Below are 16,498 nucleotides of genomic sequence, written 5' to 3'. Positions count from 1 at the left end.
CCTTACTCCAAGGCCTTGCGGACGGCGGTCAGGATGGCTTCGGTGTCGGCGCCCAGGGCGCGGGCAGCCGAGGCGAAGTCACGGGCCAGCCGGGCGAGTTGGGCCGGATCAGGCTGCTGCGGTTCGGACGGGAGTGCCGCGACCCGGGTGCCTGCCCCACGGCGGGTGTGGATCAGCTTGGCTGTCTCCAGCTCACGGTATGCGCGGGCCACGGTACCCGGTGCCAGGCCCAGGTCGGTGGCGAGCTGACGCACGGTCGGCAGGCGTTCGCCCTCGGTCAGTTGACCGGTGGCGATCAGGGCGGCCAGCTGGGCGCGGATCTGCTCGTACGGCGGCACCGGGCCGGTGGTGTCGACGCGGACGACGGGCCCGGTCATCGTCGGGCCGCCCGGGGCACCACCACGGCGAACAGGGACCATGCCAGGGTGCAGAGGGCCAGTAGCCCCAGGGGGTAGATCACCACGGCGATGACGGTACCCACCGTGCTCGCGCAGTGCGCCAGCCAGGGGGCGGTCATCAGAACGACAAGCAGCAGCTGGGTCGAGACCAGCACCCCCCAGGCCGCGGTGATCGCCCACGAGCGGTCGCGGCGCTGCTGGTCGTCGCCCGCACGGTGGGCGACACGGCGCAGGGCCCAGGCGCAGGCGACGGTACCGAGGGCGAGAGAGCCGAGGATCTGCCTGCCGAAGAGGATGCCGGGCCAGAGGCTGACGGGGGGTTCGGTCCCGTCGCAGCCGTCCGTGATAGCCACGCTCACCCGGTAGATGGCGTCGAGGGAGGACGTGGCAGCCCCGATGCCCACCAGCACGACGAGGAATGCCGCCTGGAGGAGAAGCGCAAGGGTGATTCGGGGCGGCACGTGGTCTCGGACCCGGCGCGGGGTGAGACTGGCGGTGCGCACCGCTTCCCGGGGGCGGGGGGTGAGGGCGTCGCCGAGCAGCACGCCGCCCACCGCGCACAGGCCGAAAGCGGTGACGAAGCTCGCCAAGGGCACACCGGCGTCGAAGCTGCTGAGGGGGTAGTTGGTGACGTCCACAGTGGCCCACAGCGGTGCGGCCACGACGCCCATGGCCAAGCCGGCCCAGCGGGCGTAGCGGTCGGCGCGGGCACGGAGGCGGGATGCGGGCCGTTCGGTGTCGAGCATAGGGGTCCCCAGTGAGTGGTGACGGCTGCGCGGCTTGCGCCCGGCGGTAGCGGACACCGCGTTCCGCAAGCCCTGCTTGTATCAAGTGGTAAGTACAAGATGCCTCGGCGTGGCATCTTGTGTCAATGACTCGATACAAGTTGGGGTGAGGGGTGCCATGTGCCGGCACTTCACAGCGCGCCCCTGCGCCCCTGGGCCTGTTGGGAAAGTGCTGGTCACAGCCACTCACTGAGTCCCCGTATGCGGCCATCGGCCCGGAATCGCCGGGGCCGGGCCGGGCGGAACCGGACCGCGCCGGGCTAGGAATCGTCCCCTTCGTATGCCGCCAGCGCGACTTGGCGGCACTCCAGCACCTCGCCGAGGTCCTCGGGGACCACTCGGTCCTTTGCCAGCTTCATACGGGCCGCGGCCTCGACGGAGGCCCATGCCTGGCGGGCACGTTTATTGGCCACCCGCCGGCTGTCACCGCGGAGGAAGCCCGCCCCCGCCGCACACCCCGCGGCGACCAGCGCCATCAACGCCGCGGGAATACGGGCGTCCGCCGAGGCCAGCCCCGCGGCTCCGGAGACGCCGGCGAGGAGCGCCGCGGGGAAACCCAGTGCGATATCGACCTTGACCCAGAAATCGGCCCTGCGGTGAGCGAGGCCCTTCTGGCGTATCGCTTCGTCACATAACCGCTCCAGCTCGGCCCGCAGCCGGTCAGAGGGCTCGTTCGAAGAGGGTGACAGGGGTGGTCCAGCAGAGGTAGTGGCCATGTCTGGATTCCAACACGGGGGAAACACAAGGGACTTGTGCGTGCATGGACAGTCTTACGGGGCGTCCGTGGTGGGCTCTCGACAGATCGGCGGGGGTGAGGGCGGGCCGGAGATGCGTACCCTCCCTCGCCTCAACTGTGCCTGCACCCTCGCGTGGCCCGCGCACACCTCTCCTTGGCGGATGCCGTGCTCCTCGAAGCTCACCCACGACGATTAGTGTGGAATCCGCCGGCGTGATCACCGGCGGACGGGCGGCCGCCCTCGTGCGTCCCCCGGGAGCCCGAGGAAAGGTGTGGACATGACGAGCGTGCACGGTGCATCCCTGGACATCCCCACCCCGGACGGCGTCGCCGACGCCTATCTCGCTCATCCCGACGACGGCAAGCCGCACCCCGGGGTCCTGCTGTACATGGACGCGTTCGGACTGCGCCCCTCGTTGAAGGAGCTGACCAGGCGTCTGGCCGGGCACGGCTACACGGTGCTGGTGCCCAACGTCCTGTACCGCGCGGGGCGTGCGCCCGTGGTGGACCTGCCCGAATTCATCGCCCCCTCCCATCTGCCGGAGATCTTCGAGAAGCTCTCCCCGGGCATGCAGGCCCTCACCCCGGAACTGGCGATGCGGGACGCCGGCGCCTACCTGGACTGGCTGGCCGCCTCACCCCTGGTCACCGACGGGCCGGTGGGCACCACCGGCTACTGCATGGGCGGTGTGCTCGCAATCCGCACCGCCGCGGCCCACCCCGACCGCATCGGAGCCGCGGCCTCCTTCCACGCGGGCCGTCTGGCCACCGATGCCGAGGACAGCCCGCACCGGCTCGCCGGCCGCAGCACGGCGGAGCTGTACTTCGGCCACGCCGACCACGATCATTTGATGTCGGCCGACCAGATCGCGAGCCTGGAGCGGGCCTTGGACGCCGAGGGCGTCTCCTACCGCAGCGAGTTGTACGAGGGCGCCCAGCACGGCTACACCCAGGCCGACACCGCCGCGTACAACTCCGTGGCGGACCAGCGTCATTGGCACAATCTGCTGGAGCTCTTCGGCCGTCGGCTCTGACCGACGGGCCAGGCGGGCGGTGGGAGCCCGAAGGGCCACCCTCGCCGCCCACGGCGCCGACAGCCCTGCGCTCCGGTCCGTGTTCGCCGCCATCTCACCGGCCCGCGCGCTCCGGCCCGTCTGCAGGCCAACCAGCCCTGACCTGCCGATCCGAGACCTACGGCCGTCAACTGGAGGGGCCCCTCACCCCGTGTTAGCGTGAAATTGTCCGTATCAAAACGGGCACGCACCCGCATACCTGGCCTCTCCAGAGGGAGATGGTGACCATGGCGCGGGACCCTCTGTTCCACGCATCCGGGGCCGGCACCGAGGCTCGGGAAGGCGAGGAGAGTTCCCCCCGAGCCGCCGGACGGGCGGCCGCCGTCAGGAACAATGTGGACTGGGACGGCCTGCGCCGGCGGATGACCGGCGCGCTACTGCGGCCGGGAGACGCCGGGTTCGAGACTGCCAGGAAGCTTTTCAACCCGCTCAATGACGACCTGGTGCCCGCGGCGGTGGCGCAGTGCGCGTCGGTGGGCGATGTCCGCGAGGCGGTGCTGGCGGCGGCGAACCGGGTGCCGCTGGCGGCCCGTAGCGGTGGGCACTCCTATGTCGGCTACTCGGCTCCGCACGGCGGCCTCACCCTTGATCTCCGGCGTCTGTCGACCGTGCGGGCCCATCCGGACGGCACCGCCACCATCGGCGCCGGCGCGACACTGCAGGCTGTCTACACCGCGCTCGGCCAGGCCAACCGCTGTCTGCCCGGCGGCTCCTGTTTCACCGTCGGCATCGCCGGGGTGGCCCTGGGTGGCGGAATCGGCGTGCTGCAACGCAAGTTCGGGCTCACCTGTGACCACCTCGTGTCCGCCGAGGTCGTCACCGCGGACGGGAGGACGCTGACCGCCTCGGCCACGCAGAATCCGAATCTGTTCTGGGCCCTGCGCGGTGGCGGCGGCGGCAACTTCGGGGTCGTCACACAGTTCACCTTCGCGACCGACCCGGCTCCGGCGCTGACGGTGTTCCGGCTCGACTTCCCGGCGGGGAGTGTAACGAAGATGCTGACCGCGTGGCAGCCGTGGATCACGGCCGCGCCGCGCGAGCTGTGGGCCAACCTCAATGTGTCGGGCGGGGCCATACCGCGCTGCAAGGTGGCCGGCTGCTTCGTCGGGCCGAGCAGCGCCTGCAATCCCCTGCTGAACGACCTGGTCACGCGCGCCGATGTGCGTCCCGACCTGCGAAGGGTCGAGGACCGCGACTACTTCAAGGCCATGCGTTTCTTCTCCGGCAGCCCCGACCGGCAGTCGTTCGTCGCCTCGTCGCGGGTCCTCACCTCGCACGCCGCCAATCCGGGCGCCGTTGTCAGCCTGCTCAAAGACCGCCTGGGGATGGATCTCATCCTCGATCCCCTCGGTGGTGCGGTGGCCGATGTGGACGTCCAGCAGACCGCGTTCCCGCACCGCAAGGCCTTCGCCACCGCCCAGATCTATGCGAGCGCGACGGCGGCGTCCGAAGCCGCGGTGACGCGCAGCGTCGGCCAGGTCGTGGCGGGACTTGCGGACCAGGGCATCAAGGACGGTTACATCAACTACATCGATCCGACCCTCCCTGACTGGGCAAAGGCCTACTACGGCCCGAATCTGGAGCGCCTGCGCACTGTCGCGTACGAGTACGACCCGGACCGGGTCTTCGACTTCCCGCAAGCGGTCACCCACACGTGACCGGCAATCCCGGCGACTCTCCGGCTTCCCCGCCGGCCGGTACCGGCAAGGGGTCCGCCGTGTCCCGCCAGGAGTTCGACGCGCTGTTCGCGGCGGTCCGTACGTGGGGCCGCTGGGCCGCTGCCGACCGCGGTGCCTGGAACCGGGTGACCCCGGAGCACGTACGGCGGGCCACCGCGCTGGTCCGGTCCGGCACGCTCGTCCCGATGGCACGTCCCTGGGACACGGCACCCGGCCCGGACAACAGCAAGCCCGCCCTGCACTACATGTCCGATCTCGGTGACGTCGAGCCTCCTGAGCCCGCCACGCACAAGGACTTCATCGCCGTCGACTACCACGGCAAGGCCGTCAGTCATCTGGACGCGCTCTCCCATGTCGCTTACCGCGGGCGGCTCTACGACGGCCGCGCGGCGCAGGAGTGCATCGACGCCGGAGGTGCGCGGTTCGGCGCCGTCTCGGCGCTGGGTCCGCTGGTGACCAAGGGGGTGCTTCTCGACCTGCCCCTCGTTCTCGGGGTCGGCTGGCTGGAGCCCGGACAGGCGGTGCACGCGGCGGACCTCCTTGCCGCGGAGCGGGCGCTGGAGGTGACGATCGGCGAGGGCGACGCGGTGCTGCTGCGGTCCGGCGCTGTCCGCCGCCGCCAGGAACTGGGTGCCTGGGACACCGGCGCGGCGAGCGCGGGCCTGCATGTGGACGCCATGCCGCTGCTGGCCGAGCGCGGCATCGCCCTGCTCGGCGGCGACGGTGACAGCGATGTACGGCCCTCGCCGGTCGACGGCCTGCATTCTCCGGTGCATGCGCTCGCCGTCGCCGCGATGGGGGTGCCGCTCCTGGACAACCTCGACCTGGAGGTGCTCTCCGCCGCGAGCGCCGAGACGGGCCGTTACGAGTTCCTACTCCTGGTAGCTCCCCTGAACATCCCCGGCGGCACCGGCTCGCCCGTCACTCCGGTCGCGGTCCTGTGACGGCCGGCGGTCACCGGACCGTCTACCGGGCGACCCGCTGGAGGCCAGGTCACGGCCATGATCGCCGCTTCGGCCTGCCCGTGATCTCCGTCCGGTCGGACCGCGTGGCCGGGTCGCGGAAGGTGTCCGGCCGCCCGGTTCTCCCCCGGGTCCGCGATCAGTTCCGCCAGAAGTACAAAGCTCTACAATTGGATCAAACGGGACAGCTGCTCCGACGTACGGGTGGCCATCGTGGCATGCACCCATGTGGGAAGTGATTGGGATGGGGCTGGCGGGAGAGGGCATCGGTCCCGCACGCGCCCGTGAGCAGTTCCTCCGTGAGGGGTCGGTCGAGGGGGCCGTCCGGAGTCCGATCCTGAATTCGTGGCAGCGTTCCCGATCGCTGGGGCTCACACCGGATGGCTGCGAGCTGCCCTTCCGCCAGGATCTCGATCTGGACGGCCGGCTCGTCCGCGCCGCGGTGCCCGTACTGGACCGGCTGCAGTCCCGGTTCGCGGGCCGGAACATGAATGTGTCGCTCGCCGACGGACGGGGCGCGGTGCTGCAACGCCGCTTCGGCGAAGCCTCTCTGGTCAGACATCTGGCCGCGATCCAGAGCGTCCCGGGGTTCGTGTTCGCCGAGCAGTTCGGCGGGACCAACGGAATCGGGCTGGCGCTCGCGGAACGGCAGCTGATCAACGTCTACGGGGCCGAGCACTTCGCCGAACGCTCGCAGTCCAGTGCCTGTGCGGCCATTCCCGTCCGGGACCTGCTCAGCGGGCGCATCGAGGGCGTCCTCTGCCTCGGCTTTCCGCTCACCGACGCGGACACCGCGCTGAACACCGTGATCCGCAAGGCCGCCGGCGTCATCGAACGGCGGCTGCTGGAGCAGAGTTCGACGCGGGAGCGGGCCTTGCTGCAGGCCTACCTCGACGCCAGGCGCCATGCGCCGGGCGACGAGACGAGCGGCAACGGGCAGCTGCGCGAGCTCGCCGAGAGCGGTCTGGACTGGCGGGACCAGATGATCCTCAAGGAGAAGGCCACCGAACTGATCACCTCGGCCCAGCGGGCCGCCGTCGAGGTGTCCCTGCCCGGCGGCCGGCGGGTCACCCTGCTGAGCCGCCCCGTGACGAGTGCCTCCGGGGTGGAGGGGATCGTCATCGAAGCGGTCCTGCCCTCGGCCCGCCAGCGGGTGGCCGTACCCGCCGAAGCCGGGACGCCCACTCTCCCCCTCACGGAGCAGGTCCTCGCGCCCGCCACCTCCCTGCCCGGGCGCCTTCCCGACGCCGCACCCGGCCGGGCGGTCGCGACGGCCCGCAAGCCCGGCACTCCCGGCAGGCCCGGCGCCACGGGAAGCACCGCACCCGGCAGTGCGGCCAGCGGGCTGGTGATGGTGGGCGAGCCGGGGGTGGGGACGTACGCGGTGGCGGCCCGGCGCCGTCTGGAGCTGCTGTCCGAGGCCAGCACCCGCATCGGCACCACCCTGGACGTGAGCCGTACCGCCCAGGAGCTGGCCGAGATGGCCGTGCCGCGCCTGGCGGACTACATCACCATCGACCTGCCCGCGGCGGTGCTGCGCGGTGAGGAGCCGACCGACCCTCGCTCCGGACTCCACCGCACGGTGGTCCACGGCATTCGCGACGACTGCCCCTTCTACCCGGCCGGCGAACCGGTCGATCTCCGCCCGACCACGCCCCAGCTCCGCTGTCTGGCCGCCGGGGAGCCGGTCCTGGAGCCCGACCTGCGGGCCGCCACGGGGTGGATCGCCCAGGATCCCGGGCACGCCCAGGACCTCCTCGACCACCACGTCCACTCCCTCATCACCGTCCCCCTCCTCGCCCGTGGGATCGCCCTGGGCGTGGCGAGCTTCTACCGCTCGGCGGATCCGGCGCCCTTCGGGGACGACGACCGGTCGCTGGCCCAGGAACTCGCCACGCGCGCGGCCATCTGCATTGACAACGCCCGCCGTTACACCCGTGAACACACCATGGTCCTGGCGTTGCAGCGCAGCCTGCTGCCGCACAGCTTCCCCGAGCAGAGCGCCGTCGAGGTCGCCTCCCGCTATATGCCTGCCGAGTCCGGTGTCGGCGGGGACTGGTTCGATGTCATTCCCCTCTCCGGCACCCGTATCGCCCTGATCGTCGGGGATGTCGTCGGCCATGGGATGCATGCCGCCGCCACCATGGGCCGACTGCGCATCGCCGCGCGCAACTTCGCCGAACTGGACCTCGGCCCGGACGAGGTCCTCACCCATCTCGACAATCTCGTGGGGCGCCTCGACCGGGACGAGGACACCGCGGAGGCCGCGGGCAGTCCCGGCATCATCGGCGCCACCTGCCTGTACGCCATCTACGACCCGACCTCCCAGCAGTGTGTGATGGCCCGGTCCGGCCACCCCCCTCCCGCGATCGTCCGCCCCGACGGCACCGTGACCTTCCCCGACCTCCCCGCGGGCCCGCCGCTGGGCCTGGGCGGGCTCCCGTTCGAAACCGCCGCATTCCACCTCGCCGAGGGCAGTCAACTCGTCCTCTACACCGATGGGCTCATCCAGGACCGCCACCGCGATTTCGACCGGGCTCTCGACCGGCTGCGCCAAGCCCTGGCGCACCCGGACCGCTCGCCCGAGGACACCTGTGAGGCCGTTCTCCGGACCGTGGTGCCCGACCATCCCACCGACGACATCGCCCTGCTCGTCGCCCGTACCCGCGTCCTGGCCCCGCACCGGATCGCCACGTGGGACGTGGCCGCGGATCCCGCGCGCGTCTCCGGCATCCGCGCGGCCGTCACCCGCCAACTGGCCGAATGGGAGCTGGACGAGGCCGTCTTCGCCACCGAACTCCTGCTCAGCGAGCTGGTCACCAATGCCATCCGCTACGGCACCGGCCCCATCCAGGTACGCCTGCTCCACGACCGCACGCTGATCTGCGAGGTCTCCGACACCAGCAGCACCGCCCCGCATCTGCGCCATGCGGCCACCACCGACGAGGGCGGCCGCGGTCTGTTCCTCGTCGCGCAGCTCGCTCAGGCCTGGGGCACCCGCTACACCGCCGACGGCAAGGTCATCTGGGCCGAGTGCGCACTGGAGGCACCTGGCGGAAAGCCCGGCGCCATCGAAGCGCACTTCGACGACATTCCCGCCATCTGATAGCCCATCCGGCATCCAGGCCAAAGGGGGCCTTAGCATGGCGGAAATATGGCGACCGGGCCGGTCACGCCTCGTCAGGACCGCACGCCCCGGCGCCTCCACCACCGCGAAGCGCCCAGCATCAGTGTCCTTTTCAGTCGGGAAGAACCACGAGGCCGACCCCCGGAGAAGTCTGTGCACGACGCTCCTGACCGAATCCCTCCCCCGCACCACGGCCTGGAGCCGCTCGTCCGCATACGCGGCCTCAGCAAGCGGTTCGGCGGCACACTCGCGCTGGACGCGGTCGACCTCGACATCCACTCCGGCAGCATCCTCGCCCTGCTCGGTCCCAACGGTGCCGGAAAGTCCACCCTCATCAAGGTGCTCGCGGGCGTCCACCACGCGGACGAGGGCGAGGTGACCGTGGCCGGGCACCCGCTCGGCACCGAAGCGGCCGCCCGCACCATGTCCTTCATCCACCAGGACCTGGGGCTGGTGGAGTGGATGACGGTCGCCGAGAACATCGCCCTGGGCACCGGCTACCCACGCCGCGCCGGGCTGCTGTCCTGGCGGCTGACCCGCGAACGGTGCGCCGAGGCCCTCAGCATCGTCGCCGCGCACCTCGACCCCCGCACCGTCCTCGCCGACCTCCCGCGGGCCGAACGCTCCTTGGTGGCCATCGCCCGCGCACTGTCCACCCGGGCCGAACTCATCGTCCTCGACGAGCCGACCGCCAGCCTCCCGGCGGCGGACTGCGCCCGGCTCTTCGAGGTGCTCCACACCCTGCGCGACCAGGGTCACGCCCTCGTCTACGTCACCCACCGGCTCGACGAGGTGTACAAGGTCGCCGAGGTGTTCGCCGTCCTCCGCGACGGCCGCCTCATCAGCCAGGGCCCGCTCACCGGCCACAGCCCCGCGCGGCTGGTGCACGACATCGTGGGGCATGAACCGGTCGGCTTCCGACGCGCCCCCGCCGCGGGTTCGGTGGTGCTGAGCCTCGACGGCGTACGGACCGAGAACACCGCACCGGTCAGCCTGGAACTGCGCACCGGGGAGATCCTCGGCATGGTGGGCCTCACCGGCGCAGGCCACATGGAACTGGGCCGCGCCCTGGCCGGCGCCCGGCCCGTCGTCGGCGGACGGGTCCGGCTCAACGGCCGGCCGTACACACCGGGCACGGTCACCGTCGCCGTCGGCTCCGGCGTCGGCTTCGTGACCAGCAACCGTCAGGAAGAGGGCTGTGCCGCGGAACTGACCGTACGGGAGAACTTCCTGGCCAACCCCCGGGCGGACGGGCTGCGGGCCTTTCACTGGATCAGCCCCCGGCGCGAGCGGGCCGGGGCCACGGCCCTGGCCGAGCGGTTCTCGGTGTTCCCCCGGGACAGCGAGGCGCCGATCGCCACCCTGTCCGGGGGCAACCAGCAGAAGGTCATGGTCGGACGGTGGCTGCGGATACACCGCAGTCTGCTGATCCTCGAAGAGCCGACCGCCGGGGTGGACATCGGCGCCAAAACGGCGGTCTACCGCCTGCTCCAGGAAGCGCTGGCCGAAGGCCTCGCCGTACTGCTCATCTCCACCGACTTCGAGGAGGTCGCCCAGGTGTGCCATCGCGCCCTGGTATTCGTCCGCGGGGCGGTGACGGAGGAGCTGAGCGGGGAGGCCCTCACGGTCGCCGGACTCGCCCACGCCTCCTCGGCCATGGCCGCGCTCACCGGGGAGACGAGGAGACCATGACGCCCTCCCCGCATTCCCCGCCGGTCCGCCGGCTGGGGCACCTCGTCGGCGCCTACGGCCTCCTGGCCCTTACGGCCCTGCTGTTCCTGGCCTTCTCCCTCGCCCTGCCGGACACCTTTCCCACCCTGGACAACATCTCCGAGATCCTGTCCAACCAGTCGATCCCCGCCATCCTCGCGCTCGGCGCGATGATCCCCATCGTCACCGCCAAGTTCGACCTGTCCATCGGCTACGGTCTCGGCCTCGCGCACGTGATGACGATGCAGCTCATCGCCAACGCCTCGTGGCCCTGGCCGCTCGCCTGCCTCGTGGTGGTCCTCGGCGGTGCGGTCGTCGGCACCTTCAACGGTGTCGTCGTCGAATTCGCGAAGATCGACTCTTTTATCGCCACCCTCGGCACCGGCAGCATCCTGTACGCCCTCACCGGCTGGATCACCAACGGCGCCCGGATCGTCCCCGGCCCCCAGGGCCTGCCGGCCGCCTTCACCGACCTCTACGACTCCCGGTTCCTCGGCCTGCCGGTTTCCGCCTTCTACGTGCTCGCCCTCACCGCCGTGCTGTGGCTGCTCCTGGAACGGCTGCCCCTCGGCCGGTACCTGTACGTCATCGGCTCCAACCCGCGCGCCGCCGACCTGCTGGGCATCCCCACCCGGCGCTATGTCGTCTACGCCTTCGCCGGCTCGGGCCTGATCGTCGGTATCGCCGGTGTTCTGCTCGCCGCACAGCAGCGCATCGGCAACCCCAGCGTCGGCCTGGACTATCTGCTGCCCGCCTTCGTCGGTGCGCTGCTCGGCTCCACCGCGATCAAACCCGGCCGCCCGAACGCGCTGGGCACTCTGGTCGCCGTCGTCATCCTCGCCATCGGCCTCGCTGGTATCGGGCAGTTCGGTGCCCAGTTCTGGGTCACCCCGCTGTTCAACGGCGCCACCCTGCTCCTCGCCGTCGGCATGGCCGGCTATGCCGCGCGCCGACAGCTGCGCCACCGACGGGCGGAGCCGCCCCGCCCCCGCAAGGACCTGTCCGAAGTCACCTCGTGACGTGTCACCACCGTGTCGTCCCTCCGCGAGGAGCGCCCGTGCAGCCGCACCGCAAGTCCGCCCTGAGCACCGCCGTCGCCGTAGCGGTGGTGACCGCTGTGCTCGCCGGCTGCGAGCGCGGCACCTCGACCGGTGCCGGGCCCACCGCGACAGGGCCGGCCGAGGCCGGCTGCCCCGCCGTAGTGGCCGGCGCCGAGGCGGCCGTACAACGGGCCATGAAGAACCGCCCCGCCTGGCACGGCCCCACCCGTGGCCCCCGGGCGGTCCCCGGCAAAAGCATCGTCTACGTCGCCCAGACCATGACCAACCCCGGTGTCGCCGGCGCCGCCGAGGGGGTGCGGGACGCCGCGAAGGCCATCGGCTGGGACGTCCGGGTGATCGACGGCCAGGGCACCCCCGCCGGGATCCAAGCGGCATTCAGCCAGGCCCTCGCCCTCCGGCCCTCGGGCATCGTGATCGGCGGCTTCGACCCCAAGCTGACGTCGCAGCAGGTCGCCAAGGCCAACGCCCTGCACATTCCGCTCATCGGCTGGCATGCGGTCGACTCCCCCGGCCCGAGCAAGGACCCCGAGCTCTTCACCAACATCACCACCCGCGTCCAGGACGTAGCGAAGATCAGCGCGGACTGGGTCATCGCGCACTCCCACGGCCACGCCGGAACCGTCGTGTTCACGGATGCCTCCATCCCGTTCGCCAGGAACAAATCCGAACTGATCAAGAAGGAACTGGCCACCTGCTCCGGGGTGCGGCTGCTGGCCGAGGAGAACATCCCGATCTCGGACACCAGCAGCCGCACTCCCCAGCAGGTCTCCTCGCTCCTCTCCCGCTTCCAGGACAGATGGACCTACTCCATCGCCATCAACGACGTGTACTTCGCCGACGCCGCACCGGCCCTGCGCGCAGCACGCAAAAAAGGCGCCGGCGCCCCCTACAACATCGGCGCGGGCGACGGCGATCCCTCCGCCTTCCAGCGCATCAACAGCGGCCAATTCCAGGCAGCCACCGTTCCCGAACCGCTCTCCCAGCAGGGCTGGCAGATCCTCGACGAATTCAACCGCGCCTTCTCCGGCGAGTCCCCCAGCGGCTATGTCGCCCCCGTCCACATCTCCACGGCCGCCAACAGCAGCGGGGAGACGACCTGGGACCCGCCCGGCTACCGTGCGGCGTACCGGAAGATCTGGGGCAGGTAGGCCCGGGGACACACCACACTCAGGCCCCTCGCAGAGTGCACTCCACGATCTCGTCGTGTGCGTCCACCTCGTCGACCTGATCCACGGCACGAATGCCCACCGCATACCGGCATCGCACCGGCCGACGGCCGAAGACGCTCCCCACGGCCCGAAGCAGGCCATGGAGAGCGTGTGTGGAAGGGCGCCACGTCGCGTGCCCGGCGCCCTTGCACCTCCGGTGCCGCAGTGGGCACGGACGGTCAACCGCCGGTCTGCGGGTGCCGGGCCGGGGCTACTGCGCCTGGGGCTTTTGCATGTTGAAGTACGCGAGCGGGACTTCGGCCTTGGGGGACTGGACGAAGACCCGGGCAGGAATGGCCTTGATGTGTTCCTTTTCCGGATGGGTGCCGGGCGCCCCGGGAACTGCCTTGTAGTCGACCAAGAGGTAGCCGAGGTAGAAGGCGCCGGCGCGCCGGCCTTGCAGTTCCCCCCACTTGTCGGCTGGGAAGGTCGCCTCGTAATTCTCCTCCGTTGAGGTCATTTTCCGGTTCAGGGTGGTGGAGGAGAAGCTGTAGGTGAAGCTGCCCTCAATGGGGAGCTCTCCCCCCTTCCCGCCATCGCCTCCGGGAGCCACGCTGACCTTGGGCGTGAACTTTCCGCCCACCTGCCAGCCTGCGGTTGTGCTGCTCTCGTCGGTGATCTGCTCCGAGGTCTTGTAGGTCTTCTTGCCCCCGCCCGCGAGGGCGGCACCGGTGCTCAGTTTGGGCCACTTGGAGTCCCCCTTCGTATCGAACTTGCCGACGAAGACGCACGGATTGGCCTTGGCCCCGTTCTGGTGCCCGCCGGCGTTGACGCCTTCGCAGAACGACGCGGAGGAGTTCACCTCAGCCATGGCCGTCGCGATGTTGTCGTCTCGGGTGTCCTTGCCTATGACATCGGGTTCGGTGAGGGTCGAGTCCGCCAGCTGCTTGATCATCTCCCTGGCGTCGGAGTTGTTGTCCGTGTTCTCCGACCATTTCTTCGCCGCGGCTTTGGCGTCCGTCAGCGCCTGCGCGGGCTCGTACTTGACCCTGGCCTTCACATCCTCCTGAGTGACGGGAATGAGGTTGCCCTTGCCTTCCCGTTCCAGGCCCTTCGGATATCCCATCACGCTTTCCGACTCCGCGACGGGCGCCTTATCTGCCATCTCCTTCTCGACGTCCTCGTTGGACGCGTACAGCTTCGCCTCGGTGGTGCCGTCGGCCGCCACGGCCGGTGACGCAATACCCGCAAGGGCCGCTGCCACCAGCAGGGCCGCGGCCGGCGCGGCGTTCCTGCTTCTTCGGGAGGGCGCCCTGCGTGGGGTGGCCAATGAATTCGCCATGGTTTTATCTCCCTTGCTTCCTGCAGGTGTTCAGCCACCCGCATTGCTGTGGCTCCCGCACAGAGTGGTGCGAGCCTTCGCAGAAACAGGGCGCGAATACCAGCCGGTTCTCATCACCACGCCGCTTGCCATTACCGCACGGTCGACGTCAGGTGCCCAGATCGTCGCTTGGCGCCAATCTGTTCCATTGCTCCGGGTCGACATTGTGCACCCAGCGTGGCGCGCTGCACATCTACCGCCTGACCTACTCCGCAAGTACCACTTACCGGTCAGCGAAGTTTCCGGAAAAGGGGCCTGCATGGGCACCGGCCACCCACCAAACAGCCCCGGGTCGATAGATTTCTACCCCTGGCCGCTGAGAACACGACGATTTCCTCCTCTGCCTTTCGGTAGGCAGATGCACTCAGGGTTATCGCAGCAGCATCCTCTACAGGAGGACGGAATGTCCGCGTCGATCAGCAAGTTGATCTTGCCGACCACCCTTCTGGACGGTCGGATCGACTGGAGCGTGGTGAGCCTGGACTCCATTGCTGTGCCGTGGCATGGCGTGTTCCGCCTATGTGGTGCCGGTGATCTCAACCTTGATCGGGGCGGAGTTGTTGGCTGGGTCAGTGTCCCCGTTGAACGGCTCGGGCACCGAGATCCGCCCCTCGCCGCCGTCGACCCGATGGTCGATCCGCACCCGTAGGACATTCCAGTTGACGTTGGTGCAGTAGATGTTCCCGTCCTCGTCATCCCGCGAGCAGTAGTCCACTTCGGAAGGCTTTGATTCCCGCACCTCCTGTGTGAGCTTGGCCAGTGTGGTGCCAGGCGGGAGTTCGATGCGCATCCGTGTCGGGCCGGGCCCCGGTGTGCTCTGGGGCTGCGGGACGTCCACCTCGACCTCTTCACCGATCCTGCCGCGGATCGTGATGGCGCCGGCAGACCAGTCCGCCGGCCCTTCCAACGCCTTCCAGCGGAAGCGCAGCTCACCGCCACGCTTGCCGGCGCTGAGGGTCGTTGGCTTCAGGCCGAGTGCGTCACCTGTGCCCTGGTGGTAGTGCGCCTTGTAGTCCGGGGTGTGCGGTGAAGGACTGTCCAACGGCCACATGGCGTATGTGTATGTCGCTTCGAGCTCGTGGTACTGGGCGTTGATGCGCTCCGCGATCGGCTCGGTCGTCTCGAACGCGGCTCCCACGGGCACGGCGCCCGGGAACTCGCAGAACGCTGTGCGGTAGTCGTCCGAGTAGTAGCAGTTGCGGTGTGAAGGGGCGGTGTTGTCAATCACCGCGTTGGTGACCGAGACCCGCAGGACGACGCCGCGGGAGGCCGATTCGGGCCCGGTGTTCTTGAATGCGGGCGTCAAGAGCGGCACCGGCGCATCGTAATCACCCACGACCACCTGCGGTTCATGGGAACGGAGCGCGAACGACGCCTTCGGACCGGATCCGGGCCCCGCGGCACCGGGTCCGAGCAGCACGACCCCAGCGGCCGCCGCCGCGACTGCGGTGAGCGCCATTCCCCACCTGCCCTTGCGTAATCCCACTGTCGCCCGTCCCTTCACCTGGCCATTTCGTCCCGGCCTCGAAGCTGACACACCAAGGACGTGTAAACCGTGCAGGTCAGGCAATTGGCGCCCAGTTCGATGCCGGCCCGTTCGGGAAATGAGATCAAAAGTGGTGGGTCGACCGTCGCCTGACCCGCCCGGTAACCGCCACAGAAGCGAACTGCCGCCACTCAGCCTCCGCTGACACTGCTCAACCTTCGTTGTCACAGGACACCCACCACAGCGGTGTGACTGAGCGCGGCAGGGTCGGTCGGCTACGGGGCCGCCGCGCGGAAGAGGGCCAGGAGGGCCTGGGCCGGCGGGGCGTCCGCGTCGAAGAACTGCGTGGCCAGCGCGGGTGGCACGGCCGTTCCGTGCATGCGGACCTCGTGGCATCTGAAGCAGAACGCCGCCTCGAACAGCGTCAGGCCGAGAGAATCCTCGTACGCCCGGACGCTCTTGCGAGCGTCCGAGCCCGTGATGGTCCGGCTCGGTCTCGACGCCGCCCGGGGGCTCCTTCTGCAGGCCCCCCCTTTTCCGGGCCCCTGCGGCGTGCTGGTGGGCCCGGGCGAGGCTGGAGTCCACCGAGACATCCCAGTCGATCAGTCCCTTCGCGTCCGCGTCGGCCTGCAAGTCAGCAAGGATCCGCTTCCACGTGCCGTCCCGCTGCCAACGGCGGAACGGCCCGTACACGGTCTGCCAGGCGCCGTACCGCTCGGGCACATCCCGCCACGGCACCCCGGCCCGCGTGCGCCACCGTATCCCGTCGATGAGCTGGCGTTTCGTCCACTTCGGCGGCCTCCCCGGCTTCTTCATGACCGGCAGCAACGGTTCCAAAAGCGTCCACTGAGTGCCCGTCAAATCGCCGCGAACCATAGGAAAAGGATCGCGAACCGTGATCGGCTTCGGGGGATGTGGCAGTCAGGCACGGAGCTGTGACGAAGGTGGCCGG

General features: G+C 69.9%; 12 protein-coding genes and 1 pseudogene. 7 read left to right on the top strand and 6 right to left on the bottom strand.

What is annotated here, in order from left to right; genetic code table 11:
* Positions 1-2 precede the first annotated feature (2 nt).
* The 3 genes from STRNI_RS38190 to STRNI_RS38180 form a co-directional block, all read right to left on the bottom strand.
* The gene (locus STRNI_RS38190) at positions 3-377 is read right to left on the bottom strand and encodes a GntR family transcriptional regulator (RefSeq protein WP_277412899.1); all 375 of its coding nucleotides are present in this window, start codon (positions 375-377) and stop codon (positions 3-5) included.
* A complete protein-coding gene (locus STRNI_RS38185) occupies positions 374-1,144 on the bottom strand; it encodes a hypothetical protein (RefSeq protein ID WP_159491429.1) in 771 nt (256 codons plus the stop codon). Before STRNI_RS38185 ends, STRNI_RS38190 begins: the two co-directional genes overlap by 4 nt.
* Before the next feature lie 299 nt (positions 1,145-1,443).
* Complete coding sequence (locus tag STRNI_RS38180; protein WP_266436902.1) at positions 1,444-1,899, bottom strand: hypothetical protein; 456 nt, start codon at positions 1,897-1,899, stop codon at positions 1,444-1,446.
* Positions 1,900-2,197: 298 nt separating this feature from the next.
* Here STRNI_RS38180 and STRNI_RS38175 point away from each other — a divergent pair, with 298 nt between their 5' ends.
* From STRNI_RS38175 to STRNI_RS38145, 7 genes are all read left to right on the top strand, one after another.
* Complete coding sequence (locus tag STRNI_RS38175) at positions 2,198-2,953, top strand: dienelactone hydrolase family protein (protein WP_277412898.1); 756 nt, start codon at positions 2,198-2,200, stop codon at positions 2,951-2,953.
* A 266-nt stretch (positions 2,954-3,219) separates the two neighbouring features.
* Entirely contained in the window at positions 3,220-4,650 is a 1,431-nt protein-coding gene (locus STRNI_RS38170; protein ID WP_277412897.1) for an FAD-binding oxidoreductase, read from the top strand.
* A complete protein-coding gene (locus STRNI_RS38165) occupies positions 4,647-5,615 on the top strand; it encodes a cyclase family protein (RefSeq protein ID WP_277412896.1) in 969 nt (322 codons plus the stop codon). The genes STRNI_RS38170 and STRNI_RS38165 overlap by 4 nt, the downstream gene beginning before the upstream one ends.
* Positions 5,616-5,859: 244 nt before the next feature.
* On the top strand, positions 5,860-8,739 hold the full coding sequence (locus STRNI_RS38160; RefSeq protein WP_277412895.1) for a SpoIIE family protein phosphatase: 2,880 nt from the start codon (positions 5,860-5,862) through the stop codon (positions 8,737-8,739).
* Positions 8,740-8,913: 174 nt separating this feature from the next.
* Positions 8,914-10,452, top strand: coding sequence for a sugar ABC transporter ATP-binding protein (locus STRNI_RS38155; RefSeq protein ID WP_277412894.1), 1,539 nt, complete (start codon positions 8,914-8,916; stop codon positions 10,450-10,452).
* Positions 10,449-11,489, top strand: coding sequence for an ABC transporter permease (locus STRNI_RS38150; protein WP_159491417.1), 1,041 nt, complete (start codon positions 10,449-10,451; stop codon positions 11,487-11,489). Before STRNI_RS38155 ends, STRNI_RS38150 begins: the two co-directional genes overlap by 4 nt.
* A 38-nt stretch (positions 11,490-11,527) precedes the next feature.
* Positions 11,528-12,679, top strand: coding sequence for a substrate-binding domain-containing protein (locus STRNI_RS38145; protein ID WP_277412893.1), 1,152 nt, complete (start codon positions 11,528-11,530; stop codon positions 12,677-12,679).
* Positions 12,680-12,950: 271 nt separating this feature from the next.
* Here the strand turns inward: STRNI_RS38145 and STRNI_RS38140 are convergent, their stop codons facing one another.
* From STRNI_RS38140 to STRNI_RS38130, 3 genes and pseudogenes are all read right to left on the bottom strand, one after another.
* Positions 12,951-14,021, bottom strand: coding sequence for a hypothetical protein (locus STRNI_RS38140; RefSeq protein WP_277412892.1), 1,071 nt, complete (start codon positions 14,019-14,021; stop codon positions 12,951-12,953).
* 556 nt (positions 14,022-14,577) lie between these two features.
* Positions 14,578-15,375 (bottom strand): hypothetical protein, encoded by a 798-nt coding sequence (locus STRNI_RS38135; protein WP_277413399.1) that lies wholly within the window; start codon positions 15,373-15,375, stop codon positions 14,578-14,580.
* Between the two features lie 750 nt (positions 15,376-16,125).
* Positions 16,126-16,362: pseudogene (locus STRNI_RS38130) on the bottom strand (transposase); the annotation flags it as partial.
* Positions 16,363-16,498: the final 136 nt, after the last annotated feature.

This window comes from Streptomyces nigrescens, assembly GCF_027626975.1.
Classification (GTDB): Bacteria; Actinomycetota; Actinomycetes; order Streptomycetales; family Streptomycetaceae; genus Streptomyces; species Streptomyces nigrescens.
The sequence above is the reverse complement of the archived record's forward strand: the minus strand, read 5'-3'. Positions and strand labels throughout refer to the sequence as shown.